This window comes from Streptomyces sp. NPDC031225 (genome assembly GCF_055570355.1).
This window is the reverse complement of sequence record NZ_JBVIHJ010000024.1, coordinates 106284-122461: the sequence shown is the minus strand read 5'-3', so window position 1 is coordinate 122461 and position 16178 is coordinate 106284. Positions and strand designations below refer to the sequence as shown.

Genomic DNA, 16178 nt, shown 5'->3' with positions numbered 1-16178 from the left:
AGGATCTCTCGTGCCTGTCGCGTCTTTTCGTTCCGTGGTGATCGACTGCCCCGATCCCCGCGCACTCGCCCGCTTCTACGCCGGGATCGTGGGCGGTGCCCCGCAGGACGACGACCCCGACTGGGTCGTCCTGCACGTTCCCGGCGGACCCCGGCTGGCCTTCCAGAGCGCACCGGGGCTCACCCCGCCGGAGTGGCCTCGCGCCGACCGCAACTCCCAGCAGTTCCATCTGGACTTCGACGGCGGGAGCACCTGGGAGGAGATCGACGCGGCGCAGGCCAAGGTGCTGGAGCTGGGGGCCCGGCTGCTGCACGCGGAGGACAAGGAGGACTTCCGGGTGTACGCGGACCCGGCGGGCCACCCGTTCTGCCTGTGCCGGATCGACCCGCCGCAGCCCCTCTGAGGTCGGGTGCCTAACCGTCCAGCTCGGCGATCTTCGCCGTCGACGGCTCGCGCCGCTGCTGAGCCGCACGGGCGGTGAAGTCCGACCCGCGCAGCACCCGCTGGACGTTGCCCCAGGTCAACAGCGCGAGGTCGGTCTCGGTCCAGCCGCGGCGCAGCAGCTCGGCGACGAGATGCGGGTAGCAGGAGGCGTCGCCGAGTTCCTGCGGGTGCGCGGTGCCGGCGTCGTAGGTGCCGGACAGACCGACGCACTCGGCGCCCGCGACCGCGCGCACGTGGTCGAGGTGGTCGGCGACGTCCCGGACCGTCGGACCCGTCTGCTCGGCGGTCAAAGGCACCATGCACAGTCCCTTGGCGGCGCCCACCTCGGCCAGCAGGTCGTCGGGGAGGTTGGCGGGGTGGGGGCGCAGGGCGCGGGCGGCGGAGCGGGTGAACAGCACGGGCGCCTTGGAGACCGCCAGGGCGCGTCGCATGGTGGCGTCGGAGGCGCCGGAGAGGTCGGCGAGCACACCGAGCCGGTTCATCTCGCGCAGCACCTCCTCGCCGAACCGGGTGAGCCCCGCCTCGCTCGCCCAGCACACCCCGGTCAGGGTGAGGGCGCGCAGACCGAGGGCGTGCAGGGAGCGCAGGATGCCGAGCGAGTCGCCGAGCGCGGCGGCACCGGCGGGGCCGAGCAGGACGGCGGCCCGGCCGCAGTTGCGGGCGTCGGTGGTCTCATCGGCGGTACAGGCGAGCCGCAGCCCCTCCGGGTGGTTGCGTACGACCGTCTTCACCAGGTCCAGCTGCTCCAGCGTGGCGCCCACCGCCGGGTCCCCGTCCAGTCCTTCGGGCAGGTGCAGCGACCACAGCAGGGCGCCGACGTGTCCCTCCCGGAGCCGCGGCACATCCGTGTCCACGGCGCTCTCACCGAGTTCCAGGTCGAACCAGGGCAGGTGCCGCAGGGCCCAGGGCAGTCCGCTGTAGCCGTCGGCGACGGGGTGCGCGGCGAGGATGGCGCGGGCCTGCTCCAGGAGCCCGGTGTCCGGGTCGTGGACGGGGGTGTACAGCTCCGGCACGGCCTCGAAGAGCTGGGGCAGCTCGCCCACCTCGGCCGTGCCGTGCAGTTCGTCCTGGAGGTCTGCCATGACGGGCTCCGTACGTCGTGATCGCCTGATCGCCGTACGGTCACCGTCGCACGGAGCGCGGGGGGCTTCTCGGTGGGCGGGGCGTTCGGGGGGTCCCCGTGGGCCGCGGTCGTGCGGCCGGCCCGTCAGGGCGTCGCGCCCCCCGCCACCTCCACCCGTCCGGTCCCCCGGGGGCCGCGCCCCCGGACGGGCTGAAGACGCGTCAGCCGTCCAGGTCGGTGATCGTCGCGTTGGACGGGCCCCTCGTCGCCTGAAGGTCCCGTGCCACGTCCTCCGCCGCGCCCAGCACCCGGACCGCGTTCCGCCAGGTGAGCTTGGCGAGGTCGGGCTTCGACCAGCCCCGGTCGAGGAGTTCGGCGATCAGGTTCGGGTAGCCGGAGACGTCGTCGAGGCCGTCGGGGGTGAAGGCCGTTCCGTCGTAGTCGCCGCCGATACCGATGTGGTCCACGCCGGCGACCTCGCGCATGTGGTCCAGGTGGTCGGCGACCGTGGAGACCGTGGCGACCGGGCGCGGGTGGTGCTCCTCGAAGGCGCGGTGCACCTTCATCGCCTCCGGGGTGGTCGCGAGGTGGTGGAAGCCGTGCTCGCGCATGTTCTCGTCGGCCGCGGCGGTCCAGTCGACGGCGGCCTGGAGGACGAACTTCGGGACGAAGGTCACCATCGCCATGCCGCCGTTGGACGGGAGCCGTTCCAGCACGTCGTCCGGGACGTTGCGCGGGTGGTCGCACACCGCCCGCGCGGAGGAGTGGGAGAAGATCACCGGCGCGAGCGAGGCGTCCAGCGCGTCCCGCATGGTCGTCGCCGCCACGTGCGAGAGGTCGACGAGCATGCCCTCGCGGTTCATCTCCCCCACCACCGCACGGCCGAAGGCCGACAGGCCCCCGACGCCGGGCTCGTCGGTCGCCGAGTCCGCCCAGTCCACGTTGTCGTTGTGGGTGAGGGTCATGTAGCGCACACCTAGCGCGTACAACGCCCGCAGCGTGGCGAGGGAGTTGGCGATGGAGTGGCCGCCCTCGGCGCCCATGAGGGAGGCGACACGGCCCTCCGCGCGCGCCGCCTCCATGTCCGCGGCGGTGAGCGCGGCACGCAGCCGGGACGGGTACCGCGCGATCAACTGCCGTACGCAGTCGATCTGTTCCAGCGTCGCCGGTACCGCGCCCGGCAGGTCCGAGCGGACGTACACCGACCAGTACTGCGCGCCGACCCCGCCGGCCCGCAGCCGCGCCAGGTCGGTGTGCAGGTGGGCCGACTGGTCGGTGGCGATGTCGCGGGCGTCGAGGTCGTAGCGGACCTGTTCGCGCAGCGCCCAGGGCAGGTCGTTGTGGCCGTCGACGACCGGGAACTCGGCGAGGAGTTCCCGGGCTGTGTCCAGTGCGGTCATGGGCATCACTTGTTTCTTACGAGGGCCCCGACAGACACGCCAGGGAAGAACGGAGACGGAATGATGCGAATACGCGTGCCCACGTTCACCCATTGGAGCGGTGCTCGCGAGATCGGGGCACGGATGTGCGGCCGTCGTACGTACGGTTCCATCTGAGAGTTGGAAGTGCCGCGACGTTCTGCGCGGGAGGCTGGTGAGGGGGTGAGAGGGTGACGGAGCTGAAGGCGGCTCCACAGGGTGGACACGCTCGCTACACCTTCCGGCTGCGCGTATCGTCGGCCACCGCTGCCGCGCTGGAGGCCGAGTGGGTCCGGTGCCGCTGGGTCTGGAACGAGTGTGTTGCCCGTTCCGTGAAGGCTCACCGGGACGGCGAGACGTGCGGCCCGGCCCGCCTCGACCGCACGCTCACCGAGGCCAGGACGAACAACGCGTGGCTGCGGACGGGGTGTTCGGTTCCGCAGCAGCAGATCATTCGCGACTTCGGCAAGTCCCGCGCCAAGGCTGTGAAGGACATCGTGCAGGGGCTGCCCGGACACCATCGCGCCGGGATGCCGAAGTACAAGAAGAAACACGCGGCACTGCCGACACTGAGCTATACCAGGCGCGGTTTCCGACTGAAGCACGGCCGTCTGCACCTTGCGGGCGGGATCGTGCTGAATGTGGTGTGGTCGCGGAGCCTTCCCGCGGAGCCATCCTCGGTGCGCGTGTACCAGGACGCTCTGGGCCACTGGTACTGCTCGTTCGTTGTTCCGGCAGAAATGAGACCTCTGCCCACCACGGGCGCGGTGATCGGGATCGACTGGGGGGTGAGAGACACCGCGACCACGACCAGCGACTCGCACGACCTCCCGCACGCCGAGCACGGCCGCAAGGCCAAGAAGAGACTGAACCGGTACGACCGGATGATGGCCCGCCGCAAACCGAAGACGGGGCAGGCCGCATCGAAGGGCTATCGAGAGGCGAAGCGCCTGCGGGCCAAGGAGCACAAGAAGGTCGCCCGGCAACGGCAGGACACCGGTCGCAAGTGGGCGAAGAAGGTCGTGCGCGACCACGACGCCATCGCGGTGGAGGACTTCCGCCCGAAGTTCCTCAGCCGCACCACCATGGCCCGCAAGGCCGCCGACGCCGCCATCGGTGCAACCAAGCGGGCCTTGATCGAGATGGGCCGTAAGCACGCGCGGGATGTCCGTCTCGTGCACCCGGCGCACACCACCATGGACTGCGCACAGTGCGGAGCGAGAACCAAGCACGCACTTCCTCTTTCGGAACGTACCTACACATGCACCGCGTGCGGAGCAATGTCCCCCAGGGACAAGAACTCCGCCCGTGTGATGCTTGTCCGGGCAGGTCTGGACCCGGCTGGTGCTGATCGCATAAGACTCGACCGTTCGCTGAGCGACCGAGCAGCGTGAGCCAGGAATCCCCCTCGAAGACGGGGAGGAGCATTCAATTCCCGAAGCCGAAGCCGTTGCCCGGGCTCTCGACCTTGGCCCGCAGGCGCTTGCCCTTCTCGGTGGCCTGGTCGTTCAGTTCCTGCTGGAACTCCCGCATCCGGCCGAGGAGTTCCTCGTCGTGGGTGGCGAGGATCCGGGCCGCGAGCAGACCCGCGTTGCGGGCGCCGGCGACGGAGACGGTCGCGACCGGGACGCCGGCCGGCATCTGCACGATGGAGAGCAACGAGTCCATGCCGTCGAGGTACTTCAGCGGGACCGGGACGCCGATGACCGGCAGCGGGGTCACGGAGGCGAGCATGCCGGGGAGGTGGGCGGCGCCACCGGCCCCCGCGATGATGACCTTCAGGCCGCGCCCGTCCGCCTGCTCGCCGTACGCGATCATCTCGCGCGGCATGCGGTGCGCGGAGACGACATCGACCTCGTACGCGATCTCGAACTCGTCGAGGGCCTGGGCGGCGGCCTCCATGACGGGCCAGTCGCTGTCCGAACCCATGACGATGCCTACAACGGGGCTCATTTCAATCTCCTTGCATGCCTCTTCGGCTCAGCCGAGAGGATTGGGCGGATGCACCGCTCGAGTGGCGGGAACAAATCATTCTCGCTTTCATCCCGCGGTGACATTCCAGAATGCCGGACAGTCTCACATCGAGGGCTCTAGCGTGTGAAGCATGGGGACCAAGTGCGTGAAGCGGGCATTCAAGTACCGTTTCTATCCGACAGAGGAGCAGGCAGCCGAGCTGTCGCGAACCTTCGGTTGTGTGCGCAAGGTCTACAACATGGCCCTCGACGCCAGGTCTCGGGCTTGGACGCTGGAACATCGCAGGGTCTCCTACGTCGAAACCTCTGCCATGCTCACGCAGTGGAAGAAAGCCGAGCAGCACAGCTTTCTGGCGGAAGTGTCGTCGGTGCCCCTCCAGCAGTCGCTGCGGCATCTGCAGACGGCTTACACAGCGTTCTTCGACAAACGCGCCCGCCACCCTCGCTTCAAGTCGAAGAAGCTGTCGAAGGATTCCGCGGAGTACACGCGTTCCGCGTTCCGGTTCAGGGACGAGGAACTTGTCCTGGCCAAGATGCGCGACCCGCTGGACATCGTGTGGTCGCGTCCCCTCCCGGCGGGTGCCGAGCCGTCCACGGTCACCGTGTCTCGCGACAGGGCGGGCCGCTGGTTCGTCTCCCTCCTCGTGGAGACCGCCGTCACCAGCGCCCCGGCCACGAACACGGCGGTGGGCATCGACGCGGGCATCACCAGCTTGGTCACACTGTCCACCGGGGAGAAAGTCACCAACCCGAGGTTCGAGAGGGGGGACCGCACCCGACTCAGCAAGGCCCAGCGGGAGTTGTCCCGCAAGCGGCAAGGTTCGAAGAACTGGCAAAAGGCCCGCGTCGAGGTCGCGCGCATCCACGCACGGATCGCCGATCGGCGCCGGGACTTCCTCCACAAACTCACCACTCGGCTCGTTCGTGAAAACCAAACGATCGTGATCGAGGATCTGACCGTCCGCAGCCTGCTCGGCAACCGCACCCTGGCACGTGCGATCTCCGACGCCTCGTGGACGGAATTGCGCTCGCTCCTGGAGTACAAGTGCGCCTGGTATGGGCGCGAGCTGATCGCGATCGACCGCTTCTTCCCGTCGACCAAGACGTGCTCCGCGTGCGGTCTGATCCGCGACAGACTGCCCCTGAACATCCGGCAATGGACCTGTGAGAGCTGCGGCACCCGGCATGACCGTGATCACAACGCCGCAAAGACGATTCTGGCCGCCTGGCTGGCGGTGTCGGCCTGTGGAGCCGGTGTAAGACCCCAACGGAGTACCTCCGGGCGGGCGGTCGGCGGCGAAGCAGGAAGCGTCATGGCGCGAGCCGTGACTGTCCCCTCCCCAGCGGGAGGGGACGAGGTCAATCGGTGATCGTGCCTCTCAGGTAGCCGGCAGCGTGACGTGCGCGTTCGAGAACGTCGTCCAGGTCGTCGCCGTAGGTGTTGACGTGGCCGACCTTGCGGCCGGGCTTCACGTCCTTGCCGTACATGTGGATCTTCAGCTTGGGGTCGCGGGCCATGCAGTGCAGGTACGCGGAGTACATGTCGGGGAAGTCGCCGCCGAGGACGTTGACCATGACGGTCCACTTCGCGCGCGGGCGCGGGTCGCCGAGCGGGAGGTCCAGGACGGCCCGGACGTGGTTGGCGAACTGCGAGGTGATCGCGCCGTCCATCGACCAGTGGCCCGAGTTGTGCGGGCGCATCGCGAGTTCGTTGACGAGGATGCGGCCGTCGCGGGTCTGGAACAGCTCGACGGCGAGGTGGCCGACGACGTCCAGTTCCTTGGCGATGTTGAGGGCCAGCTCCTCGGCCTTGAGCGCGAGGGACTCGTCCAGGCCGGGCGCGGGGGCGATCACGGTGTCGCAGACGCCGTTCACCTGCTGGGACTCGACGACCGGGTAGGCGACGGCCTGGCCGTGCGGCGACCGTACGACGTTGGCGGCGAGCTCGCGGACGTAGTCGACCTTCTCCTCGGCGAGGACGGGGACGCCGGCCCGGAAGGGGTCGGCGGCCTCCTCGACGGAGTCCACGACCCACACGCCCTTGCCGTCGTAGCCGCCGCGGACGGTCTTGAGGACGACGGGGAAGCCGTCGCCCTCTTCCGCGAAGGCCGCGACGTCCTCGGGATCGCTGACGATCCGGTGCCGTGGGCACGGGACGCCGATCGCGTCGAGTCTCGCGCGCATCACGCCCTTGTCCTGGGCGTGCACGAGCGCGTCCGGGCCGGGGCGCACGGGGATGCCGTCCGCCTCCAGGGCCCTGAGGTGCTCGGTGGGTACGTGTTCGTGATCGAAGGTGATCACGTCGCACCCGCGCGCGAACTCGCGCAGCGTGTCGAGGTCGCGGTAGTCGCCGATGACGACATCGCCGACGACCTGCGCCGCGGAATCCAGAGGAGTGTCACTGAGGAGCTTGAACCTGATGCCGAGCGGGATGCCTGCCTCGTGTGTCATACGAGCGAGCTGGCCTCCGCCGACCATGCCGACTACCGGGAACGTCACGACCCCAGGGTATCGGTCACGCCACGGCGGCCTGATTCCGCGCCTCTTACCGGTGTTCTTACCGGCTTGTTCCCAGCTTGTTCCCATGAGTGTGAGGTCATCCACAGGCAACCGCCACGGGGGATGGTTAGCATGGCTGGGTTGACGAAACCAATCGACTGGGGGCCTGTACGACCATGGGACATGGTTCCTCAGGACTACGACGGGCTGTGCGCGAGGTCGCCGCATTCGGTGCGGTGGGCGGAGCGGGGCTCCTCGTCAACCTCCTCGTCTTCAACCTCGTCCGGCATCTCACCGGGCTTCCGGTGGTCCGCGCGAGCGTCATCGCCACGGTCGTGGCGATCGTCTTCAACTACATAGGGTTCCGGTACTTCACGTACCGCGACCGCGACAAGACCGGCCGTACGAAGGAACTGACCCTGTTCCTGCTGTTCAGCGCGGTCGGCCTGGTCATCGAGAACGGCATCCTCTACGCGGCGACGTACGGCTTCGGCTGGGACAGCCCGCTGCAGAGCAACGTCTTCAAGTTCGTCGGCATCGGCATCGCGACCCTGTTCCGCTTCTGGTCCTACCGCAGCTGGGTCTTCAAGGCCCTGCCCGCCCGTGAGGCGGTCGCCAGCGCGGAGTCCTTCCTGGAGGAGGCCGACCAGGTGGCGGCCCGCAAGCCCCGGCCGAAGCAGCGGGTCCGCTGAGCCGAGCCGCCGGTACCCGGTTTTCTCAGGTCAGCGCACCATCGGCTCGTCGTCCATGACCGACGACTTCAACGGCGTCCGGGACAGGAACAGGCCGAAGACCGGCGGCTGAGCCTGCAGCATCTCCAGACGGCCGCCGTCCGCTTCCGCGAGGTCCCGCGCGACCGCCAGTCCGATACCCGTGGAGTTGCGGCCGCTGATCGTCCGCTCGAAGATCCGCGCACCGAGATCGGCGGGCACCCCGGGGCCCTCGTCGGTGACCTCGATCACGGCCTGGTTGCCGGTGACGCGCGTCCGCAGGGCCACTGTGCCGCCGCCGTGCATCAGGGAGTTCTCGATCAGCGCGGCCAGGACCTGGGCGACCGCTCCCGGTGTGCCGACGGCGGTGAGGTTCCGTTTGCCGGAGCTGACGATGGCCCGCCCGGCACTGCGGTAGGCGGGCCGCCACTCGGCGAGCTGCTGCTGGATGACCTCGTCGAGGTCGAAGGTGACGGCGTTGCCGGCGCGGGGGTCGCGGGAGTTCGTCAGCAGTCGTTCGACGACGTCCGTCAGCCGCTCCACCTGGGTGAGTGCGACGTTCGCCTCTTCCTTCACCGTGTCCGGGTCGTCGGTGAGGGTGATCTCCTCTAGGCGCATCGACAACGCGGTCAGCGGCGTGCGCAGCTGGTGGGAGGCGTCGGCGGCCAGGCGTCGTTCCGCGGTGAGCATGCGGGCGATGCGCTCGGCGGAGGCGTCAAGGACGTCGGCGACCCGGTCCAGCTCGGGGACGCCGTAGCGCTTGTGCCGGGGCCGCGGGTCGCCGGAGCCGAGGCGTTCGGCGGTCTCGGCGAGGTCGGTGAGCGGCGCGGAGAGCTTGTTGGCCTGGCGGATCGCGAGGAGCACCGCCGCGATCACGGCGAGCAGCGCCACCAGGCCGATGATCAGCAGCGTGCGGCCGACCTCGCGGGTCACCGAGGAGCGCGGCTCCTGCACGGTGACCGTCTCGCCCTCCTCGCCCTTCTCCGTGGAGCTGATGACCTCGCCGGACAGCTGAGAGCCGACCTCGATCGGCGGCTGCCCCGGGATCCGGATCACGGCGTACCGTTCCTGCGCGACCTGGTCGCGCAGTATCTCCGCGGTCACGTCCTCCGCGGCGAACAACCGGCTGTCCACGATCCCGGTCAGCCGGATCGCCTCGGAGTCGACGCGCTCCTGGGCGCTGTTGCTGATGGTCCGCGTCTCGACGATGACGAGGGACACCCCGAACACGGCGATGACCACGAGCACGACGGCGAGCGTGGACTGAATCAAACGGCGACGCACAAAGCCCTCCGGCCGGGTGACCTGCTCAGGCGCTGCGCGACCGACCGCGTACGGCGGTCAGTCGCGCGACGGCCCCTGTCCCCTGGCTCTTCTAGCTCTTCTCGAACCGGAACCCGACACCACGCACCGTGGCGATGTACCGCGGGTTCGCCGCGTCGTCCCCCAGCTTCTTGCGGAGCCAGGAGATGTGCATGTCCAGCGTCTTGGTCGAGGACCACCAGGTGGTGTCCCAGACCTCGCGCATCAGCTGGTCCCTGGTCACGACGCGGCCGGCGTCCCGCACCAGCACCCGGAGCAGGTCGAACTCCTTCGCGGTGAGCTGGAGTTCCTCGTCGCCCATCCACGCGCGGTGCGACTCGACGTCGATCCGCACCCCGTGGGTGGCGGGCGGCTGCGCCGGCTCGGCCGCCCCGCGCCGCAGCAGGGCCCGGACCCGGGCGAGCAGTTCGGCGAGCCGGAAGGGCTTGGTGACGTAGTCGTCGGCGCCCGCGTCGAGACCGACGACGGTGTCCACCTCGTCGGCGCGCGCGGTCAGGATGAGGATCGGTACGGCGTGGCCTTCGGCGCGCAGCCGGCGGGCCACCTCCAGGCCGTCCATGCCGGGCAGACCCAGGTCGAGCACGACCAGGTCGATGCCGCCCTGCATTCCGGCGTCGAGTGCGGTGGGTCCGTCCTCACGCACCTCGACCTCGTAGCCTTCCCGGCGCAGGGCGCGGGCCAGCGGCTCCGAAATGGACGCATCGTCCTCGGCGAGCAGTACACGGGTCATGAGCTGATGGTAGACCGCTCTTGACAGATGCTGGGGTGTGATCACAACCCCGTGATTCTTACCTTTCGGCTTACCCGGGTGAACCTGTGTCTGTGGGGCAGGAACTGTGAGGAGACCTTGGAAACAGGGTGTACGGTTCCCCGGCTACCTGTGATCCATCTCTCAAGTCATTCTATTTCCAGCAGTGTCCTGCCGTATGGTGATAGGACGCCTCCAGCACCATGGAGACCTTTGGCATGTATTGCGCCGAAGGTCTCTTTCATGTGCGGCACACCTCCACCAGCAAGGAACGACCATGGCGTCCAGCCTGACGAAGGACTCGGTGACTCCGGGCACCCCCGGTTCCGACAAAGCCTTCTTCGGCCACCCCCGCGGACTGGCCACACTCTTCATGACCGAGATGTGGGAGAGGTTCTCCTACTACGGGATGAAGGCCCTGCTCACCGTCTATCTGCTCTCCGGCGGCCCCGACGCCGGCAAGGGCAGCATGGGCGGCGGCCTCGCGATGGACCTGGCGACCACCACCGTGATCGTCTCCGTCTACTCGGCGATGGTCTATCTGCTCGCCATGCCCGGCGGCTGGCTCGGCGACCGCGTCTGGGGGCCGCGCAGGACGGTTGCCATCGCGGCCGTCACGATCATGGCCGGTCACCTCACGCTGGCGCTGCCCGGCGGCCAGGCGCCGTTCTTCGCCGGTCTCGCGCTCGTCGCGGCCGGTTCCGGTCTGCTCAAGGCCAACATCTCCACGATGGTGGGCCACCTGTACGACGGCCCGGACGACCCGCGCCGCGACGGCGGCTTCACGATCTTCTACATGGGCATCAACGCGGGCGCCTTCTTCGCCCCGCTGGCCATCGGCACCGTCGGCCAGGAGGTCAGCTGGCACCTCGGCTTCGGCATGGCCGCGGTCGGCATGGCGATCGGCCTGGCCGCGTTCCTGCTCGGCACCCGCAACCTGAGCCCGCAGAGCAACCTCGTGCCCAAGCCGCTGGCGGCCGAGGAGCGCGCGGCCTGGCTGCGCAAGGGCCTGCTGTGGGTGATCGCCGCGACCGTCTTCTACGGCGTCGTCGGGGTCACCGGCCACTTCACGCTGAACTGGGCGATGATCCCGCTCACCGTCATCGGTCTGGTCGTCCCGGCGGGTGTGCTGCTGCGCATCAAGCGCGACAAGGAGCTCTCGGCCGCCGAACAGTCGAAGATGACCGGCTACATCTGGTTCTTCGTCGCCGCCGCCGTGTTCTGGATGATCTACGACCAGGGCGCGTCCACGGTCCAGGCGTTCGGCTCGAACGACGAGAAGGTCGCCGGCTCGCTGCTCGGCTTCGACTTCCCGACCTCCTGGTACCAGTCGCTGAACCCGCTGTTCATCATGGCGCTGGCCCCGGTCTTCGCCTGGGTCTGGGTGTGGCTGAACCGCAGCGGCAGGGAGCCCAGCACCATCGTGAAGTTCTCGATGGGCCTGGTCCTGGTCGGTGTCTCGTTCTTCTTCTTCCTGGTCCCGATCGCCATGGCGGCGAACGGCACCGCGGTCAGCCCGATGTGGCTGGTGGGCGTCTACTTCATCCAGACCGTGGGTGAGCTGTGCCTCTCGCCGGTCGGGCTGTCGGTGACGACGAAGATGGCTCCCGCCAAGTACGCCTCGCAGATGATGGGGGTGTGGTTCCTCGCGGTCACCGCTGGCGACTCGATCACCGGTCTGCTGTCCAACCCGGCGATCGCGGGGGTCGACCTCAGCGGGACGCCTGCGGTGTTCGGCGAGGCGGCGCTCGCGGCGCTCGCCGGGTTCGCGGTGTGGATGTACCGACGCAAGGTGAAGTCCCTCATGGGGGACGTCCGCTAGGCCCGCACGGGCTGAACCGATGGGGCCGCTGCACCTGCGCTGGTGCGGCGGCCCCGTGTGTTTCACCGATGTGCGCGGTTCCCCGCGCCCCTGAACTGCCTCACCTCGTCCGCCTTCCGGGCATGAACGTGAAGACCGCCGCTCCCAGCAGCACCGCCGTCCCTGCCACCAGACCCAGCGCCTTCAGGGCCGCGTGGTCGTCCGCGCCGGTCGCCGCGAGGCCGCCGCCGGTCGACGAACCGCTCGTGCCGCCCGAGCCGGACGTACCGCCGGACGCGCCGCCCTCCTGCTCCTCCGTGGTCAGGGTCAGGGAGACCTTTGTCTTGTCCGGTGTGCAGGTGGTCGTCGTGCCCAGGGCCTTGATCGTCAGGACGCCCGGGGACAGCGTCGACTCACCGGTCGCCCCCGGCTTGTACGTGCCCGTCATGTCCGTGATCTTCATCGGGTCGCCCGTCTTGATGGGCTCGGAGTTGGTGGGGCCCTCGACGTGGACCGAGCCTGTGTCGGCGCCGCCCAGGACGACGTCCATGGAGGGCTTCACCGAGTCCGCGGGAATGTCGGCGGGGCTGTCCATCGGGGAGTTCTTGAACTGCACGGTGAGGCCGTAACTGCCGCCGTCCTTCTTGGCGTTGATCTGGATGGTGGAGGTGGCCTTCTTCTCCCCGATGGGCGACTGGCAGGTGTAGTCGATGTCGACCTGCTCGCCGGTGAAGTCGGTCTGCCCGTCGTCCGACGCGGTCGGGGTCGGGGTCGCACTGTCGGTGGGTGTGGCGCTGTCGGTCGGGTCGGGCGACTCGGTCCCGGTGGCCGTCGGTGTCGGTGTGGGTGTCGGCGTGCCGTCCCCCGCGGCCACGTCGATGCTCGCCCCCTTGGGAACCGTCTCCGTCGGCGTGCAGACCGTGTTCGTCCCCAGGGCGTTGACCGTGTACGCGCCCGGCGTCAGCGTGAGTTCCCCGGCCGCCGTCAGTTTCAGCGTGCCCTTCATGTCGGACAGCACCATGGCGCCGCCCTTGGGGATGGCCGGGTTCTCGCGCGGCCCGGTCATCGCGATGTCGGCGCTCTGCGCGCCGGCTGCCTTCAACGTGCCGGTCGGCTGCACCGAGTCGGCCGGCAGGTCGATGATGTTCGGGTTCTTGGACGCGGCCTGGGTGAACTTCCACACCACGTCGATCTGGTCGCCGACCTTCGCGGTGGCGGGCGCGGTGATCTCGACCTTGGTGGTGCCGTCGACGGGGTCGAGTCCGACGCCCGCGGGCGGTACGCACCGGGTCGCGAACGACACCTCCGCGGCCTGGGCGGGCCCGGCGGCCAGTCCGAGGACCACGCCCGCCCCGGTCAGCGCCAGCACCAGGCCCGCCGCGCCCGTTCGTCTCGGCCCGCCGGCCGGTGTGACTCTCCTTCGCATGCTCACGTGGTTCCCTCTCTGGTGGGAGTCGTCGGACTCGTCGGGGTGTCGTCGTGCGGTGCGGAGAGCCGGCCACCGGCCGTGCCCGGATCCGCGTCCGGGGTGAACCACGGCAGGGTGGGCGTCGGGGGGGCCGCGTGCGCGGCCGTGGAGGGCTTGAATCCCGGCAGGCGCAGGGCGAGTTCGGGCAGTCGCCGGCCGCGGCGCCGGGCGCTCCGGGTGGGCCTCGGGCGGAGGCGGTCCACGACGGCCATGCCGATGCGGAACAGCGCCGCCGGCACGACCAGGCACACCAGGATCCAGAACAGGGTCACGCCCCAGGGCCGGCTCACGCCCCAGGGCTGCTCGGCGAGCACCTTGCCGCCGTACTTCAACGACACCGTGTAGTCGCCGTGCGCGCCGCCCGAGAGCTCGACGGGCAGCTCGATCCGGGCTTTCCCGCCCGGGTGGATCGTGCCGCGCCACTGCTGTTCGTCCCACTGCGGGGCGAACACCCCGTGTGCGGTGCCGACCTGGAAGACGGGGTTCTTGACGTCGGAGGTGCCGATGTTGCCGACGGTGAAGACGAGGGTGCGGGCGGGGGGCGCCCCGAACCAGGTCAGCAGGCCCCCGGAGCCGTCGAGGCGGGTGTCGGTGAGGACGGACAGCCGGCCGCCGGAGGTGTCCGCCGGGAGCGGTTCCACTGCGTGTCCGGCCACCTGGAAGATCGCGTCGGCGTCGGCCTTCGCGCCGGTCACGGTGGCCACGTGCACCACGCAGGGGCAGGGCACGGGCGGCTCGGCGACCGGCAGCTTCTTGCTGAAGCGGCCGGCCGAGTCGGTGGTGACGGCCCGGCCGTCGGCATTGGCACAGGAGTTGGTGCCGCCGGGAACCCCGCGCGAGGGCACGGCCTGTCCGCAGACGAGGATCATCAGCAGCGCCCGCTTCCGCCAGCCGTCGCCGCTGACGGTGATCGAACCCCCGGTGCCCGCCTGGGACTTGGACAGCTTCACGCTCGGGCCGTCCGCCGCGGCCGCCGTTCCCGCCAGGGGTGCGAGCAGCAGCGCGAGCACCGCCGCCCACACCGCCAACCGCGCCTTGCCGCTCGGGCTCACGTCGTGGCTCCCGTCAACTCGGCTTCCGCACACGGGGATTCGGGCACGGGTTCGGCCGTACGACACCGTCGGCGCCGCGTCCTGGCCGGCCGTCCCCCGGCGTCGGGGGCGGGCCCCGGCAGGGGACGTGGGAGGGCCGGGGACAGGACGCGGGCGGCGGACGGCATGGGCGGCTCCAGCGGGCTCCGACAGGAGGGGTGACGCGCAGCGCGGGCGGGCGTACGGGACCGGTCCGGGCGTCAGCGGCGCGCGCGGGCCGCCTGGTTGCGCCGGGTCAGCCACAGCGTGCCGGCCGCGCCCGCCAGCAGCACCGTGCCACCGAGCGTGCCGAGGGCGATCGCCGAGTCCTCGGGGCCGGTCTGCGGCAGCGCGGCGCCCGAGTCGTCACCGCCGCTGTCGCTCTGCGTGCCGCCGGAGGAGCCCGAGGCGGCGGTGACGTCCAGGGTCAGCGCGGCGCCGGGGCTGTTGGTCGGCGTGCAGGTGGTCGTCGTACCGAGCGCCTTGATGGTGAGGACGCCCGGGGTGAAGGTGACCTTGCCGGACTTCTTCGGGGTGTACGTGCCGGTCAGGTCGTTGATCTTGATGGGGGTGTTGGCGGGGACGGTCGCCTGGTTGGCCGGGCCCGTCACATTGACCGTCCCGCTGTCCGCGCCGCCCAGTTTGATGGTGGCGCTCGGGTTCATCGCGCCCTTGCCGAGATCGACCGGGCTGGACGAGACGCCCTTCTGCCAGGACATGGTCATCCTGTAGCCGCTGCCGCTCTTGACGCCCTTGATGTCGATGGGCGAGACGGCGCTCTTGTCCCCGATCGGCGTCTTGCACTGGTAGTTGACGTTCACGACCTCGGCGTGGGCGGCGGGGGCGGTCAGCAGCACCGCCGAGCCGGCCAGGGCCGCGACGGACGCGAGCGCGGCGGTTCGTTTCGGGTACGACACGTTTCCGCTCCCCTTACTCGTTCCTGACGGCACATCAGATCGGCCGTCAAGGTACGCCGGGGCACGAGAGGAAGGAAGAGAAAGTAAGTGTCGGAACTGTGGGGGCACCGCCGGGCGGGAGCCGTAGGCCGCCCGCCCGGTGTCAGGCGGGTGTTCCCAGTTCCGCCCAGACGGTCTTGCCGGCCGTCCCGGGGGTCCGTACGACACCCCAGTCCAGGCAGAGCCGCTGCACGATGAACATTCCGTGCCCGCCGGGCCGTCCCGCCTGGTGCGGAGTCCGCGGCGAGGGCTCGCCGGCGCCTCTGTCCGAGACCTCGACCCGGATCACCTTGTTGTCGCAGGAGATCGACAACCGGTCGGGGCCCTCGGCGTGCAGGCAGGCGTTCGTCACCAGCTCGGAGACGACGAGGAGCACGTCCTCCGCCGCGGCCCGCCGGTCCGCGGACGCCGCGGGCAGCCAGTCCCACGCGTACAAGGCCTGCCGGGTGAAGTCGCGGGCGAGCGGAACGACCCCGCTCTCCCCCTCGAAGCTCAGGCGGCGGACCTGCTGTCCCGTCGGCACGTCGGCCTCGCCGCCTGGCTCCACGCTGGGCTCCGGGTCACGGTCGCCCGGCGTGCAGGGCCGGGTGGTGCTCATCAGCGCTTCACCTCACCGATTCACCGGTTCACGATGTCAGAACGTCACTGCAAGGTCGCTCACCGAACAGTCAGTACGGATGTCTCCTGCCCGAGTGGACCGGTGTA

General features: G+C 69.9%; 14 protein-coding genes and 1 pseudogene. 5 read left to right on the top strand and 10 right to left on the bottom strand.

All coding sequences use genetic code 11. The annotated features are described in order from the left end of the window. The first annotated feature begins 10 nt into the window (after positions 1–10). Positions 11–403: a VOC family protein gene (locus ACZ48Z_RS33970; protein WP_468739736.1), complete on the top strand. Its 393-nt coding sequence runs from the start codon at positions 11–13 to the stop codon at positions 401–403. 10 nt (positions 404–413) lie between these two features. Here the strand turns inward: ACZ48Z_RS33970 and ACZ48Z_RS33965 are convergent, their stop codons facing one another. Both ACZ48Z_RS33965 and ACZ48Z_RS33960 read right to left on the bottom strand, forming a co-directional pair. Then, positions 414–1526 carry a dipeptidase gene (locus ACZ48Z_RS33965; RefSeq protein ID WP_468739735.1) on the bottom strand — a complete coding sequence of 371 codons (1113 nt, stop codon included), beginning with the start codon at positions 1524–1526 and terminating at the stop codon, positions 414–416. A gap of 202 nt (positions 1527–1728) precedes the next feature. Beyond that, the gene (locus ACZ48Z_RS33960) at positions 1729–2907 is read right to left on the bottom strand and encodes a dipeptidase (protein ID WP_468739784.1); all 1179 of its coding nucleotides are present in this window, start codon (positions 2905–2907) and stop codon (positions 1729–1731) included. Between the two features lie 209 nt (positions 2908–3116). Here ACZ48Z_RS33960 and ACZ48Z_RS33955 point away from each other — a divergent pair, with 209 nt between their 5' ends. Then, positions 3117–4319, top strand: a complete 1203-nt coding sequence (locus ACZ48Z_RS33955) for an RNA-guided endonuclease InsQ/TnpB family protein (protein ID WP_468739734.1) — start codon at positions 3117–3119, stop codon at positions 4317–4319. Positions 4320–4353: 34 nt separating this feature from the next. Here the strand turns inward: ACZ48Z_RS33955 and purE are convergent, their stop codons facing one another. Next, positions 4354–4878 carry a 5-(carboxyamino)imidazole ribonucleotide mutase gene (gene purE, locus ACZ48Z_RS33950; RefSeq protein WP_468739733.1) on the bottom strand — a complete coding sequence of 175 codons (525 nt, stop codon included), beginning with the start codon at positions 4876–4878 and terminating at the stop codon, positions 4354–4356. A gap of 151 nt (positions 4879–5029) precedes the next feature. Here purE and ACZ48Z_RS33945 point away from each other — a divergent pair. Then, positions 5030–6227: pseudogene (locus tag ACZ48Z_RS33945) on the top strand (RNA-guided endonuclease InsQ/TnpB family protein). 30 nt (positions 6228–6257) lie between these two features. Here the strand turns inward: ACZ48Z_RS33945 and ACZ48Z_RS33940 are convergent. Further along, complete coding sequence (locus tag ACZ48Z_RS33940) at positions 6258–7397, bottom strand: 5-(carboxyamino)imidazole ribonucleotide synthase (RefSeq protein WP_468739732.1); 1140 nt, start codon at positions 7395–7397, stop codon at positions 6258–6260. A gap of 176 nt (positions 7398–7573) precedes the next feature. Here ACZ48Z_RS33940 and ACZ48Z_RS33935 point away from each other — a divergent pair, with 176 nt between their 5' ends. Then, positions 7574–8089, top strand: coding sequence for a GtrA family protein (locus tag ACZ48Z_RS33935; RefSeq protein ID WP_468739731.1), 516 nt, complete (start codon positions 7574–7576; stop codon positions 8087–8089). Between the two features lie 30 nt (positions 8090–8119). On the opposite strand, the gene ACZ48Z_RS33930 is transcribed toward ACZ48Z_RS33935, so the two are convergent. Both ACZ48Z_RS33930 and ACZ48Z_RS33925 read right to left on the bottom strand, forming a co-directional pair. Continuing rightward, a complete protein-coding gene (locus ACZ48Z_RS33930) occupies positions 8120–9391 on the bottom strand; it encodes an ATP-binding protein (protein WP_468739730.1) in 1272 nt (423 codons plus the stop codon). A gap of 91 nt (positions 9392–9482) precedes the next feature. Next, a complete protein-coding gene (locus tag ACZ48Z_RS33925; protein ID WP_007382513.1) occupies positions 9483–10160 on the bottom strand; it encodes a response regulator transcription factor in 678 nt (225 codons plus the stop codon). A gap of 295 nt (positions 10161–10455) precedes the next feature. Between ACZ48Z_RS33925 and ACZ48Z_RS33920 the strand changes: the two genes are divergently transcribed. Further along, positions 10456–12000, top strand: a complete 1545-nt coding sequence (locus ACZ48Z_RS33920) for a peptide MFS transporter (RefSeq protein ID WP_468739729.1) — start codon at positions 10456–10458, stop codon at positions 11998–12000. Between the two features lie 100 nt (positions 12001–12100). Here ACZ48Z_RS33920 and ACZ48Z_RS33915 read toward each other — a convergent pair whose 3' ends face one another. The 4 genes from ACZ48Z_RS33915 to ACZ48Z_RS33900 all read right to left on the bottom strand — a co-directional run bounded on the left by ACZ48Z_RS33915 (position 12101) and on the right by ACZ48Z_RS33900 (position 16071). Continuing rightward, entirely contained in the window at positions 12101–13411 is a 1311-nt protein-coding gene (locus tag ACZ48Z_RS33915; RefSeq protein WP_468739728.1) for a hypothetical protein, read from the bottom strand. After that, entirely contained in the window at positions 13408–14499 is a 1092-nt protein-coding gene (locus tag ACZ48Z_RS33910) for a hypothetical protein (protein WP_468739727.1), read from the bottom strand. The genes ACZ48Z_RS33915 and ACZ48Z_RS33910 overlap by 4 nt, the downstream gene beginning before the upstream one ends. A 239-nt stretch (positions 14500–14738) precedes the next feature. Then, the gene (locus ACZ48Z_RS33905) at positions 14739–15434 is read right to left on the bottom strand and encodes an LPXTG cell wall anchor domain-containing protein (protein ID WP_468739726.1); all 696 of its coding nucleotides are present in this window, start codon (positions 15432–15434) and stop codon (positions 14739–14741) included. A 142-nt stretch (positions 15435–15576) separates the two neighbouring features. Further along, positions 15577–16071: an ATP-binding protein gene (locus ACZ48Z_RS33900; RefSeq protein ID WP_468739725.1), complete on the bottom strand. Its 495-nt coding sequence runs from the start codon at positions 16069–16071 to the stop codon at positions 15577–15579. Positions 16072–16178: the final 107 nt, after the last annotated feature.

Bases quoted from the DNA above. Each gene is read 5' to 3' on its own strand.
- purE (WP_468739733.1), bottom strand. From the start codon at position 4,878: ATGAGCCCCGTTGTAGGCATCGTCATGGGTTCGGACAGCGACTGGCCC.
- ACZ48Z_RS33925 (WP_007382513.1), bottom strand. From the start codon at position 10,160: ATGACCCGTGTACTGCTCGCCGAGGACGATGCGTCCATTTCGGAGCCG.
- ACZ48Z_RS33965 (WP_468739735.1), bottom strand. From the start codon at position 1,526: ATGGCAGACCTCCAGGACGAACTGCACGGCACGGCCGAGGTGGGCGAG.
- ACZ48Z_RS33920 (WP_468739729.1), top strand. From the start codon at position 10,456: ATGGCGTCCAGCCTGACGAAGGACTCGGTGACTCCGGGCACCCCCGGT.
- ACZ48Z_RS33935 (WP_468739731.1), top strand. From the start codon at position 7,574: ATGGGACATGGTTCCTCAGGACTACGACGGGCTGTGCGCGAGGTCGCC.
- ACZ48Z_RS33960 (WP_468739784.1), bottom strand. From the start codon at position 2,907: ATGACCGCACTGGACACAGCCCGGGAACTCCTCGCCGAGTTCCCGGTC.
- ACZ48Z_RS33900 (WP_468739725.1), bottom strand. From the start codon at position 16,071: ATGAGCACCACCCGGCCCTGCACGCCGGGCGACCGTGACCCGGAGCCC.